10 protein-coding genes are annotated in these 12,715 nt (G+C 72.3%); 3 read left to right on the top strand and 7 right to left on the bottom strand.

All coding sequences use genetic code 11. From position 1 onward, the window contains the following. Positions 1-3: 3 nt before the first annotated feature. Together Apa02nite_RS13240 and Apa02nite_RS13235 are read left to right on the top strand one after the other, a co-directional pair. Positions 4-1,230, top strand: a complete 1,227-nt coding sequence (locus Apa02nite_RS13240; RefSeq protein WP_239164292.1) for a molybdopterin molybdotransferase MoeA — start codon at positions 4-6, stop codon at positions 1,228-1,230. Continuing rightward, positions 1,227-1,667, top strand: a complete 441-nt coding sequence (locus Apa02nite_RS13235; protein WP_067702122.1) for a molybdenum cofactor biosynthesis protein MoaE — start codon at positions 1,227-1,229, stop codon at positions 1,665-1,667. The genes Apa02nite_RS13240 and Apa02nite_RS13235 overlap by 4 nt, the downstream gene beginning before the upstream one ends. A 555-nt stretch (positions 1,668-2,222) precedes the next feature. Here the strand turns inward: Apa02nite_RS13235 and Apa02nite_RS13230 are convergent. From Apa02nite_RS13230 to Apa02nite_RS13215, 4 genes are all read right to left on the bottom strand, one after another. After that, the gene (locus Apa02nite_RS13230) at positions 2,223-3,524 is read right to left on the bottom strand and encodes a glycosyltransferase family 87 protein (RefSeq protein WP_067702125.1); all 1,302 of its coding nucleotides are present in this window, start codon (positions 3,522-3,524) and stop codon (positions 2,223-2,225) included. Positions 3,525-3,736: 212 nt separating this feature from the next. Beyond that, positions 3,737-4,348: a DoxX family membrane protein gene (locus Apa02nite_RS13225; protein WP_067702129.1), complete on the bottom strand. Its 612-nt coding sequence runs from the start codon at positions 4,346-4,348 to the stop codon at positions 3,737-3,739. Between the two features lie 28 nt (positions 4,349-4,376). Beyond that, positions 4,377-5,582 carry an ATP-binding protein gene (locus tag Apa02nite_RS13220; protein WP_067702131.1) on the bottom strand — a complete coding sequence of 402 codons (1,206 nt, stop codon included), beginning with the start codon at positions 5,580-5,582 and terminating at the stop codon, positions 4,377-4,379. A gap of 90 nt (positions 5,583-5,672) precedes the next feature. Continuing rightward, the gene (locus tag Apa02nite_RS13215) at positions 5,673-6,308 is read right to left on the bottom strand and encodes an LppU/SCO3897 family protein (protein ID WP_203825279.1); all 636 of its coding nucleotides are present in this window, start codon (positions 6,306-6,308) and stop codon (positions 5,673-5,675) included. Between the two features lie 178 nt (positions 6,309-6,486). Between Apa02nite_RS13215 and Apa02nite_RS13210 the strand changes: the two genes are divergently transcribed. Further along, complete coding sequence (locus tag Apa02nite_RS13210) at positions 6,487-7,056, top strand: prepilin peptidase (RefSeq protein WP_239164291.1); 570 nt, start codon at positions 6,487-6,489, stop codon at positions 7,054-7,056. Here the strand turns inward: Apa02nite_RS13210 and Apa02nite_RS13205 are convergent. The 3 genes from Apa02nite_RS13205 to Apa02nite_RS13195 form a co-directional block, all read right to left on the bottom strand. After that, on the bottom strand, positions 7,043-10,171 hold the full coding sequence (locus Apa02nite_RS13205; RefSeq protein WP_203825278.1) for a UvrD-helicase domain-containing protein: 3,129 nt from the start codon (positions 10,169-10,171) through the stop codon (positions 7,043-7,045). The genes Apa02nite_RS13210 and Apa02nite_RS13205 overlap by 14 nt on opposite strands. A 65-nt stretch (positions 10,172-10,236) precedes the next feature. Next, entirely contained in the window at positions 10,237-11,577 is a 1,341-nt protein-coding gene (locus Apa02nite_RS13200) for a metallophosphoesterase (RefSeq protein ID WP_239164290.1), read from the bottom strand. A gap of 655 nt (positions 11,578-12,232) precedes the next feature. After that, a partial coding sequence (locus Apa02nite_RS13195) for a VOC family protein (protein ID WP_275412461.1) occupies positions 12,233-12,715 on the bottom strand: 483 nt, incomplete at its 5' end.

Here is a 12,715-nt window from a genome sequence, read left to right as displayed (position 1 = left end):
CCGGTGAGCGCTGACGTGAACACCCCGGTCGGCTGGGAGCAGGCCAGGGAGCTGGCCTACCAGGCCGGTCTCGCCGCCTCGGCCGGCGCCGAGCGGATTCCCCTGACGGCCGGCGACGGCCGCACCCTGGCCGAGCCGTTGCGGGCGCTCACCGCCCTGCCGGCGTTCCCGACGTCGAGCATCGACGGCTGGGCGGTGCGCGGCACCGGCCCCTGGCGGCCGGTCGGCCGGGTGCTGGCCGGCGGCACGCCACCACCGCTGACCGAGGACGGCGTCTGCGTCGAGATCGCCACCGGCGCGATGGTGCCGGACGGCGCTGCCGCCCTGATCCGGGTCGAGGAGTCGGTCACCGGCGCGGACGGCCGGGTCACCGGCACCCCGCGGCCGATGCCGGAGTGGCGCCTGCCGGGGGAGGAGGCCGAGCTCGGCGAGGAGTTGCTGCCGGCTGGCGCGGCCGTCGACCCGGCCGTCATCGGGGTCGCCGCCACCTGCGGTTATGAGACCTTGACCGTACGGCCCGAGCCGCGTGCCGCCCTGCTCGTCTTCGGCGACGAGCTGCTCACCGCCGGCCCGCCCGGCGCCGGTCGGGTCCGTGACTCGCTCGGCCCGCAGGTCCCGGCCTGGCTGCGGCGCTACGGCGCGACGATCACCGCGGTGTCCGGCCCGGTCAAGGACACCCTCGACGCGCACCTGGACGCGATCCGCTCCGCACTGGACACCGCTGATCTGGTCTGCACCACCGGCGGCACCATGCACGGCCCGGTCGACCACCTGCACCCGGCGCTGGCCGAGCTGGGCGCCGAATACCTGGTGAACACGGTCGGGGTCCGCCCCGGCTTCCCGATGCTGCTGGCCCGGGTCCCCGGCCCGGACGGCCGCCCGCGCTTCCTCGCCGGCCTGCCCGGCAACCCGCAGTCCGCGGTGATCGCCCTGATCAGCCTGGTCGCCCCGCTGCTCGCCGGGCTGGCCGGCCGCCCGTTCACCAGCGACCTGCCGCTGGTCGAGGCGGCCGTCCCGGTGCCCGGCCGCGGCCGCGACACGCACCTGGCGCTGGCCGCCCTGGACCCGACCGGCCGGACCGCCGCCCCGGTCGGCCACGTCGGCTCGGCGATGCTGCGCGGCCTGGCCAACGCGCACGGCTTCGTCGTGGTCCGGCCCGGTGTCAAGGTCGCGGCCGGCGACCTGGTGCCCTTCCTGCCCCTTCCGTTGCTGCCCGGAGAGCGAGCATGACCACCGAGAACCGCACCAGCCCGGTGATCCTCGCCGAGGTGCTGGACACCCCGCTCGACCTGGCCGCGCACGAGGCCGCGGTCGCCGACCGGCGGGCCGGCGCGGTCGTCTCGTTCCAGGGCGTGGTCCGCGATCACGACCACGGGCGCGGTGTCACGCTGCTGGAATACGAGGGCCATCCGTCCGCGGCCGCGGTCCTGCGCGAGGTCGCCGAGGAGATCGCCGCCGACCCGGCGGTCTACGCGGTCGCGGTCTCGCACCGGGTCGGCGTCCTGCAGATCGGCGACGTGGCGCTGGTGGCCTCGGTCAGCACGGCCCACCGCGCGGCCGCGTTCGAAGCGTGCGGCCGCCTGGTCGACGAGGCCAAGGCCCGCCTCCCGATCTGGAAACGCCAGGTCTTCGCAGACGGCGCCGAAGAATGGGTGAACTGCCCATAACCCATCTTCAACCCCCATTTGGTACGAATATGGAGCGCTAGCCCGCAGGCTACAAGCCGAGTCCCGCCCGTGAGGCCGACGCGAGGCCCGGCCCACCCTGGACCGCAGCGCGCCTCCCGTCGTCGGCTGGTACTCAGGGGTGCCTCCAGCCCTTGGAGACACCCCTCAGCGCCAGCCGCGGCCGTGAGCTGGGCCGGTTTGCCGCGCGAGGCCGCCGCTTACCCGGGACCGCGGCGCGCCGCGAAGCTCTGGCTGGCTCTCAGGGGTGTGTCCGAGGTTCCGAGGCACCCCTCAGGGCCAGCCGCCCGTCTTCGGCTGGTGCTCAGGGGTGTCTCCCGGCCCTTGAGGCACCCCTCAGGGCCAGCCGGGGCACTGCGGCGCGCTGCGGTCCGGGGTGGCAGCGGCGTCGCGGTGGCCTCACGGGCGGGACTCGGCTTGTAGCCTGCGGGCGAGCGCTCCATATTCGTACCAAATAGGGCGCCCGAGCCGACGACAACCTTGCGCCGGCGGAGGGTTGGCCGGGAGCTGACGACAACCTTGCGCCGGTGGAGGGGGTCAGCCGCCGCGGGGGACTGGGATGGCGGCGGAGCGGCGGGCTGGGTGGCCGGGGCGCTGGGTGGTGGCTGGGGCCGGGCGCCAGGGTAGGGCGCTGACCAGGACGATCAGGGCTAGTGCGTATCCGTTGATGGCCAGCAGGTCGGCGGGGGCGGCGAGCAGGAGGGCGTAGCCGGAGATGGCGGCCGCGCCGAGGAGCGCCTCGCCGCGGCGGATCTTGCGGGTGCGGCGGATGTCGGTGCCACGGTGGATCGCGCCGTCGGCCAGCACCAGCACCGCCGGGACCAGCCAGATCAGCTCGGCCGGCGTGGTCATCGGGCCGAACGCCGCGGCGGCCATACCGATCATCGTGAACGCGGCGACCTCGTCACCCTCGGCGTAGGCGGAGCGGGCCCGGATCAGCCCGACCGCCAGCAGCAGCACCCCGAACGACAGCCAGACCAGCACCGGCGGCGCCGGGAAGCCGTAGAGCCGGGCCAGCACGCCGGCCAGGGCCTGGTTGGCGGCGTCGTTGAGGGGCTCGGTCCGGTTCAGTTCCCAGAGCGTGTCGCCGAACCAGGTGATCGTCTCGCGCGGGGCGAACAACAGCCCGGCGAGCGTGGTGGTGACCGCGGTGGTCAGCGCGGTCAGGGCGGCCCGGCGCTGCCGCAGCACGAGCAGACCGGCCAGGAAGAAGATCGGGGTGACCGCGAACGCGGCGGCCAGTCCGGTGCCGACGCCGGCCCAGGAGCCGTCGGCCCAGGTCTGCCGAATCCGGTCGGCCAGCGGCAGGTGCCGGTCGGTGCGCCACCACTGGGCGCGGCGGGCCCGGCGCAACGCCACCAGGTCCGCCACCACGAGGCCGAACAGCAGCAGCTCCGGGCGCCCCTCGCCGAGTGCGGCCCGGACCGGTTCGGTGAGCAGGGCGAGCCCGGCCGCGGCGAGGACCAGTGGGGTGCGGCGGCGGCCGTACCGGCGGGCGATCGGGCCGGCCAGCACCACGGTGGCGAGCAGCAGGGCCGCGACACCGCTGAGGGCCAGGATCCAGCCGGCGGCGCGCAGCGGCAGGAGCACCAGGGGCGCGAGGAGGATGGCGAGTGCGGGAGGCAGCGCGGCTCCGGCTTGGCTGACCGGTTCGCGGTACGCGTACAGCTCCGCGCCGTGCAACCAGTCGCGGACGGCGGAGTGGGTGACGGCCAGGGTGCTCAGGCCGTACCGGGAAAGGGCGATCGCGATCAGCGCGAGGGTGCCTAAAACGCCCAGCGTGACCAGCGCGGACCTGCTTTGCGCAGCGCGAAGCGCGCGTCGTTGGATGACCGGCATGGCGCGACCCCCCGTCTCGTCCTCCGGGCACGGCACGGCCTGCCGCCGCAAGGGCGGCAGGTTTCGTTGCCGGGCGGAAGCGAGCTTAGAAGGCGCAGACCGTCCGTGCGGCCCCTCGTCCGCTTTAACGCAAAGGCCGCATTAAGGTTGTTATCTAGACAATTCGTACATGCGGTTCGCGCACAAGAGGTGCGTTTCGCGCCCGATTTTGATCAGCCGGGCAGCTTGCGGGCGGTGGCCGCCGAGAGCGCGGCGATCTTGGCTTCCCGCTTGGCGGTGCGCACCGCGCGCCGGGCCGACCGCCGGGACCGGTCCACCGCCTGGCTGAGCCGGCGCTGGCTGCGGTCCACCGCGTGGCTGAGCTCGCGCTGGCTGCGGTCCACCGCGTGACCGGCCCGATAGCGCAGGCTCGGCTCGCCCTCGGTGTCGGCCGCGGCGAGCAGCAGCCCGCCGAGCAGCCCCAGGTTCTTCAGGAAGTGGATCTGCTGGTCGGCGCGGCGGTCCTTCGGGACGGCCCAGAACGGGTGGCCGGCATACGTGGTCGGCACCAGTCCGGCGGCCAGCACCGCGGCGGCCGGCCGGGTGAACCGCCCGGTCGCCAGGGCCAGCCCGGCCAGCACGTCGGCGCCGGCCTTCAGCCGGACCAGCGTTTCCGCGTCCGAGGGCAGCCGGGGATCGGCCTTCTCCAGCAGCGGGGTGAGGCGGTCGGTGACCCGGCGGGCGGCTTGGACCCGGGCCTCGCCGGGTTTGATCAGCACACGGACCCCGCTGATCACGAAGATCGAGGCGAGCATGGCTCGGGCGGCGGTACGGACGGGCTTCATGAAATCCCTTATACCCGTTACCGCGTGGTCACACCGGCTGTGTTCTGAGGTAGCGGCCGAAATGCGGGACGGTGAAGGCCACGGTGCCGCGCTCGCCGGAATAGATGAGACCTTTTTTGATCAGGGCATCCCGGGCCGGCGACAGGCTGGCCGGCTTACGGCCCAGCGACAGCGCGATCTCCGAGGTCGGCACGGCGGCGTCCATGTCGTTGCCGGGGTCGTTGGAGAGCGCCGCCATCGCCCGCATGTACTCCCGCTCGGCCGGGGTGGCCCGCTCGAAGCGCGAGCCGAAGAAGCCGACCGCCAGCTCGCTCTCCGCCTCCGGCGCGGCCATCCGGACGTCGTCCGCGGTCACCGGGGACTGCGGCGCGTGGTCCCAGGTCGCTTTTCCGTACGCCTGGACGAAATACGGATACCCACCCGACTTCTCGTAGAGCAGGTCGAGCGCCTCCTGGTCGTAGTCCACGCCCTCCCGCTCGGCCGGCACACCGAGCGCCAGGTCGGCCGCGTCCCGATCGAGCCGGTCGATCCGTTGATAGCGGAACAGCCGCTCGGAGTACGACTTGGCGGCGGACAGCACCGCGGGCAGGTGCGGCAGCCCGGCGCCCACCACGATCAGCGGCGCGCCGAGCTGGGAGAGCTCGTGGCAGGCCGCGCAGAGCGCCGACACGTCGGTGCCGCTCAGGTCCTGCATCTCGTCGATGAACAGCGCGATCCCGGTGCCCACGTCGGTGGCCAGCGAGGCGACATCGGTGAACAGCTCGACCAGGTCGATCTCGATGTCGCCGGAGTCGGCCCGGCCGCGCGCCGGCGGCACGTCGATGCCGGGCGTCCAGCGGTCCCGGATCTTGCCGTTGGGGTCGTTGGAGCGCAGCGCGAACGCCTTGAGCACGGCCAGCACCTCGTCGACCCGGTCCGGGTCGCGGTGGTGCGGGGCCAGCTCGCGGATCGCCATGTGCAGCGCGCCGGAGACCGGGCGGCGCAGCGACTGGTCGGGCCGGGCCTCGATCTTGCCGGTGCCCCAGAGCTGACCGATCGCCGCCGAGCGCAGCGTGTTGAGCAGCACGGTCTTGCCGACGCCGCGCAGGCCGGTGAGAACCAGGCTGCGTTCCGGGCGGCCGCGGGCGACCCGCTCCAGGACGACGTCGAACGCGTCCAGCTCACGGCTGCGCCCGGCCAGCTCGGGTGGGCGCTGGCCGGCGCCGGGAGCATACGGGTTCCGCACCGGATCCACGGGTAGCACAGTATCGGGCCATCTAGGACGAACGCTAGAGATGGTTCGATATGACGCTCTACGTCTGTCTAGCTTTTGGGCTAGAGATTGCTAGACGGGGCCATACTCGCGGAGGCAGAGCACGAAGTCGACGTCGTCGTACTCGGTGTCGTAGTAGTACCACTTGGTGTAACCAGGCACTTTGCCGCACTTGGCGACGGCGTCCTTCTCACCCGTGGCCCGGCCGTCGATGCGCTTCAACACCTCGTAGGTGTTCGACGCGCACACCACGATCTGCAGCTCGGGCTCGGTGTTGGTGCCCTCGTTCCGGACGCACTGGCCCTTGGTGGCGAAGCGCGCGTCGGCACTGGTCTGCGGCCGGGGCACAGTCGCCACCGCGGTGGACGTGGCGGCCACCGGGGACTTCGCGTCGTCGTTGCGGCTGAGCAGGAACCAGACCGTGGTGGCGAGACCACCGCCGACCAGCACGCTGAGCACCGCGATCAGGGCGCCCAGGGCGAAGCCGCGCCGGTGCTGCGAGGGCGGCGGGGCAGGTGCCGGCTGCTGCGGGGCGGGCGCCGGTTGCTGCTGCCAGGACGGCTGCGGGGTGTACTGCTGCGGGGCGTCCCAGGCCGGGTCGGGCACGGCGCGGCCACTCTCGCCCCACGGGTCGGAGGGTTCCGCGTACGGCTCCTCGGGCCGCCCGCCGGACCAGGGCGGGCCGGAATACGGGCCGTCGTGCGACATCGCGGAATCCTCCTTTCTGGCTCTCGGGTGACGCTTTTGGGCGCTTACGCCGCCTGCCACGGTATCGTGCGCGGCCCGCCGCGACGGTGCGGGAATCGCCTGCGGACACATCACACCCCCTGGTGTTGTCCACAACCCGACCGGTGTTCGCCCGCCCGGGTCGTTACCTTCCCGGGTCGTGCCGTCCCTTCTCGTGATCCTGTCGATCGTGTTCGGGTGCGCCGCGGCGTTTCCGCTGACACGCCGTCCACCTGCGCTTCTGTCCGCCGCCGGGGCTGCCGGGCTGCTCGCCGTCCGGCTCGGCCCGGCACCACAACTGCCGGTGCTGCTGCTCGCCGCCGAGGTCGGAGTCCTGCTGGCGCTGACCGATCTGCGCTCGCTACGGCTGCCCGACCCGCTGGTCGCGACGCTGGCGTTCGGGGTGGGGCCGCCGTTGGCGCTGCTCACGCCGTACCGGATAGTCCCGGCGCTGGCGGCGGCGCTGCTGACCGGAGCCGGATATCTGGCACTCGCCCTGCTGCCCGGGCGGGGCCTCGGGTTCGGCGACGTGAAACTCGGCGCGGTGCTGGCGCTGCTGCTCGGCCTGCTCGGCGGGTGGCCGGCCGTGGTGACCGGGATCGGGTCAGCCCACCTGCTCGGCGGGCTGACCGCGATCTACCTGCTGGTGACCCGGCGGGGCCGGGTGTTCCCGTTCGGTCCGGCGCTGCTGCTCGGTGCCCTGACCGGTGTACTCGTCACAGCAGCCTGAGCTGCCGGTCCTTCGGCCGGGACGGGGTGGACTCGCCGAGCCGCTCGAACAGCCCGGAATCGATCACGTCCAGGAACGGCGTCGGCTGCTGCTCCCGCTCGCTGCCGTGCCGCGACCGCTTCGCCGAATAGCTGACGTAGAGCCGGTCCTGCGCCCGGGTCAGCCCGACGAAGAACAGTCGCCGCTCCTCGGCGATCTCGTCCTCGGTCGGCGTCGAACCGGGCCAGCGCAGCGGCAGCAGCCCGTCCTCGCAGCCGGCCAGGAACACCACCGGGAACTCCAGGCCCTTGGCGGCGTGCAGGGTGAGCAGGTTGACCGCCTCGGCCCGCGGGTCCAGCGCGTCCACCTCGGCGCCGGTCTCCAGCTGCTGCAGGAACAGCGGCAGGTCCTCGCCGGCTCGCTCACCCAGCGGGGTGAGCAGGTCAGCCGCCGACCAGATGTCCTCCGGCGTGATCTGCCCGCCGTCCAGCGTCGGCGCCGAATACCGCTGGGACAGCACCTGCGCGGCCAGTTTGATCCGGGCCGGCAGCGCACCGCCCGGCCCACCGGCGTGCCGCAGCTCGCGGGCGATCACCTGGACGCCGGGCCGGTCCCGCAGCCGGTTGTGCGAGCGCTTCTGCACCGGGACACCGGCCCGCAGCAGCGCGTCCAGGATCGGACCGGACTGCGCGTCGGTGCGGTAGAGCACCGCGACGTCGGAGAACGACAGCGTGCCGGTGACGGCCGCGCGGGAATCCACCCGGCCGGAGTCGAGCGACCGGTGCGAGAGGCCGCCGACCAGCTCGTCGATGGTCCGGACCACGAAGTCGGCCTCGTCCGAGACGCTGCGCGCCGGATAGCGGCCGACCAGCGGGGCCTCCGGGTCCAGCCGGGCCGGGTCCAGCCGGCGGCCACGGACCAGCGTGGTCGGCTGGATGGCCTGCACCGCGGCGGCCAGGATCGGCGCCGAGGACCGGTAGTTGCGGGTCAGCCGGACCAGTCGGGCGTCGACGAAGTCCTGGTTGAAGCGCAGGAAGTAACGCACGTCCGCGCCCCGGAACGAGTAGATCGCCTGGTCCGGGTCGCCGATCGCGCACAGGTTGCCGTCCGCCGGGCTGAGCAGGCGCAGCAGCTCGTACTGCAGGTCGTCGACGTCCTGGTACTCGTCCACGAAGATCCACTGCCAGCGCTTGCGGTACCGCTCGACGAGCGCGGTGTCGTCGCGCAGCAGCGACACCGGCACGCTGATCAGGTCGTCCAGGTCGACCAGATCCTGCTGACGCAGGAGTTTCCGGTACGCCGTGTCATCCTCGCCGGCCTGCTCCCGCGCCTGCTTCTGCTCGGTCTCCTCGGCGATCCGCCAGCCGGTGCCGAGACCGGCCACCTTGGCGTTCTCCTTCAGGATGGTCAGGCCCAGCGCGTGGAACGTGCCGACGGTGATGTCCTCGGCCACGTCGCCGAGCAGGTTCTCCAGCCGTTCGCGCAGCTCGGCCGCGGCCCGCCGGGTGAACGTGATGGCCAGGCAACGCTCCGGGAAGACACCCAGCTCGGCACAGAGGTACGCGATCCGGTGGGTGAGCGTCCGGGTCTTGCCGGTGCCCGGGCCGGCCACGATCAGCAGCGGTCCACCGGGTGCCGACGCGGCCACCCGCTGCATCGCGTCCAGCCGGTCCAACAGGCCGGTGCCGACCTCTTCCATGCCGGCCAGCATCGGCTCGAACGGCTCGTGCGGGCTGGGCGGCGGGGCGAGCGGCGGCGGGGCCGGCTTCTCCTTCGCCGGTTTGGGCTTGGGCTTCGGCTTGTCGTCGCGGGGAGGGGCGGCCTTCGGCTTCTCCACCGGGACCATGTCGAACAGCGTCTCGACCTGCGGAGCGCTGTTGCGGTTGCGCAGCTCACCGGGCTCGAAGAGGGTGATCACGCCGTACTCACCGTCGTACCCCGGAATGCGGCGGACCTCGCCGCGCCGCAGCCGGGAGATGGCCTCGCGCAGTTCGTCGCCGCCGGCCTTGCCGATCTCGTCGACCGGGACCTTGCGCAGGATGTCCAGCTCCGCGCCGAGCGTCGCGACCAGGTGGTTGAGCTGCGACTCGACGGTCTTCGACTTGGGGCCGACGCCGTGGATCTCGCCGATGATCTCGTGCAGCTGGATCAGGTGCTCGACGTGCGTGTCGCGGGCGAAGCCCTCCGGCCGGTCGGCCAGGTCCTCGACCCGGCTGAGCACGCCGACGGTCAGCGGGCGGCCGCACTGCGGGCACGTGCCGCCGGCCTGCCGGGTGCGTTCCGGCTCCCAGCTGACGTTGCAGGCGCGGTGCCCGTCGGCGTGGTACTTGCCCTCTTCCGGGAAGAACTCGAGCGTGCCGGCCTGGCCGATGCCGTCCCGGACCGCGAAGTAGTCGGGGGTGCCGGTGAACAGGGTGGCCTCGCGGGCCAGCGCGGCGGGGGAGTGCGCGTCCGAGTTCGAGACCAGGCGGTAGTTGTCCAGGCTGGAGACCCGCCAGTTCATCGCCGGGTCGGAGGAGAGCCCGGTCTCGACGGCGGTGATGTGGTGGGCGAGGTCGGCGTAGCAGTCGGCGATCGCGTCGAAGCCGGACTTCGAGCCCAGCGCGGAGAACCACGGGGTCCAGATGTGCGCCGGGACCAGGTACCCGCCGGCCTCGAGAGTGATCTCCAGCAGGTCGCGGGAGTCCAGGCCGAGGATCGGCCGGCCGTCCGCGGTCAGGTTGCCGATCCGGCCCAGCGCAGTGTTGATCTTTGCGGCCGAGGCGAAGTCGGGCGCGTAGAGCAGGTGGTGCACCTTGCGGGTCCGGTCGTCCCGCTTGTAGATCGTGGAGATCTCCACGGACAGCATGAACCGGGCCGGCGTGGTGCCGCGCAACGAACCGGGCAGCCGCTGGGTGATCGGGTCCTCGTCGTTGAGCCGGTAGAGGCCGGGTTCGGCCGGTTCCAGGCTCTCCTTGAGGTGCTCGAACCACGCCGGGTGGGTGAAGTCACCGGTGCCCAGCAGGCCGATTCCCTTGCGCCGAGCCCACCACGCCAGGTTGGGCAGGGTCAGGCTCTGACTGCAGGCTCGCGAATACCGCGAATGAATGTGTAGGTCCGCGACGTACGTGTCCGGGCTGACCTCCACGTCTCGCATCCTGTCACGGCCGTCGGTTCCGGCATGAATCGCCACGCTCAAACACACTTACCGATCTTGATGAGTTACGCCACGCGGAGTTCGACCACCGTGACCTGCGGCGGCGCGCCCACGCGAACCGGTGGGCCCCAGAAACCCGCGCCATTGGTCACGTAAACCGGCACCCCGTCCACTCGTCCGAAGCCGGAGACTACCGGTTGTTGCAGTTTCACGAGGAGGTTGAACGGCGCCATCTGGCCGCTGTGGGTGTGCCCGGACAGCTGCAGATCGACGCCGTAGGGCGCGGCGTCCTTGGCGGCCAGCGGCTGGTGCGCCATCAGCACGACCGGCCGGGCGGTGTCCCGATCGCCGAGCGCCTTGGCGAAGTCGGCAGGGTCGCCGTGCTCCTCCCCGCCCAGGTCATTGACCCCGGCCAGGTCAAGGCCGTCGATCTCGACGCGCTCGTTCCGCAGCGGCCGCATGCCCAGCTCGGCGACCTCCTCGACCCACTCCTGGTAGCCGGAGTAGTACTCGTGGTTGCCGGTCACGAAGTAGGCGCCCCTCCGGGACTCGATGCCGCGCAGCGGCTCGGCGAGCCGCCCCAGTTCCGCGACACTGCCGTCCACAAGGTCACCCACGACGCACACCAGGTCCGCGCCCACCGAATTGATCACGCGGGTAATGCGCTGGGCGTGACCGATTCCGGTCAGTGGGCCGAGGTGGATGTCGGAGACCACGGCCAGGCGGGTGCCGTCCATGGAGCGGGGGAGCTTGGGGATCGGGATCTGCACGCGGTCGATCCGCGGGGCGCTGGTGGCGGTGCGGACGCCGTAGCCGGTGACACTCGCGGCGGTGAGTCCGGCGAAGATCGCCGCACCCCGCGCGAGCACCAGCCGCCGATCGATCCCGGTTGTGCCGTCGCTTGGCGCTTCGGTGTTGCTTGTCGCTTCGGTCTTGTCTGTCACGCCGCTTGCGTTGGCTGTCTTGGTTTTTGTAGCGGTTTCGGCGTCGTGGGCGGTGGTTGCGGTCGGCGCGCCGGTCGCGACCGGAACAGCCTCGGGCCGCGGCGACTCACCGTCCGCGGCGGCGCTGCGGGTTTCTGCCGCTTCTTGACCTTTTCCGGTACGTACGCGGTCCACCCACAGCAGCCGCACGACCAGGCGTGGGATCTCCAGCACGAGCAGGGCGATGAGCAGGTAGAACATCACGGCGATCCACAGGTAGCCCGGCCAGGCGAGCCACTTGACGTACCCGGCGCGCACACCGATCAGCGTCGTCGGCGCCAGCACGGTCAGCACCAGGGCCACCACTGTGCCGACCCGTCGCGGCCACCCGGGCCGCAGCGTGTCGTGCCCGAGCCGCTTCCACAGATAGAAGTGGACCAGCCCGAAGACCAGAAGGATCACCGCGAAGAACGCAGCCACCAAGAACCCCTCCCCGAACAGTCGTCCCGGCGTGGCCGACCATCCCCATGCCGGCCCAAGTCTCCACGACCCCACGTACTTCGATCACCGCACCCTCAGCCCGGCCGCCCAGCCGCACCCAGCATGGCCGCGGAGCCGCATTCAGCCCGGCCGCCCAGTCGCACCCGCTCAAAGGCAAGTTCGCAGCCCACTACCTGTCACCCGACAGGCTGCGGATCCCCGCGGCTCGCCCTGTCGGGTAGTGCCCGCGCGTGCCGCTGCGGCTGCGGGCTCCTGCCGCCCCAAGGTGGCACCCGCGGGCGCGATGCTGTGGTGGCGGAGTCCTTCCGGCCTTGAGCAGGGCGGCGCCGGTTCGCATTGTTGAGTTGCGGACCCTTGCCGCCCCCGGGTGGGCGGCAGCGGACCGCACCACGCGATCGCGCCCCGCTAGCGCCCCAACGCCGCAATCCCCCACGCAACGTGGAGTCGCACGCTGTGTGGGGAGTTTGGGTGCGGTGCGCGCCGTTTCTCCCCACGCAGGCGTGGTTCGCCAGTTGTGTGGGGAGTTTGGGTGCGGAGCGAACCGCAAGTCCCCACGCAAGGTGGGGTCGCATGCGGTGTGGGGAGTTTGGGTGCGGAGCGCGCCGTTTCTCCCCACGCAAGGGCATGGGGGCTTGGTCTAGTCGCGGCCCTGCCAGGTGGTTATGCAGATTTCGTTGTTTTCGGCGTCGGCTAGTACCCAGAAGGCCGGGGCTCGCCGGTCGGAGACCAGGTGGCCGCCGGCGGCCAGGGCCAGGGCGATCCGGGCCGGTGCTTCGTCGTGGGGGACGCAGAGGTCGAAGTGGATGCGGTTGCGCTGTGGGCGGGGTTCGGTCATTCGCTGGAACCACACCGGTGGCCCCTGCCCGGCCGGATCGACGATCGGATCCGTTGGCCCGTCGGCGGAGGGCTCGTGGGTGTAACCGAGCACGGCTTTCCAGAACGGCCGGATCGCGGCGATGTCCAGCGCGTCGATGGCCATCTCCAGCGTCTGCACCGATCGTTTGCCACCGCCACCGCCACCGCCACCGCCACCGCCACCGCCGCCGCCGCCGCCGCCGCCGCCGCCGCCGCCGCCGCCACCGCCGCCGCCACCGCCACCGCCACCGCCACCGCCACCGCC

This window comes from Actinoplanes palleronii, assembly GCF_016862315.1.
Classification (GTDB): Bacteria; Actinomycetota; Actinomycetes; order Mycobacteriales; family Micromonosporaceae; genus Actinoplanes; species Actinoplanes palleronii.
This window is presented reverse-complemented; position numbering and strand designations above follow the sequence as displayed.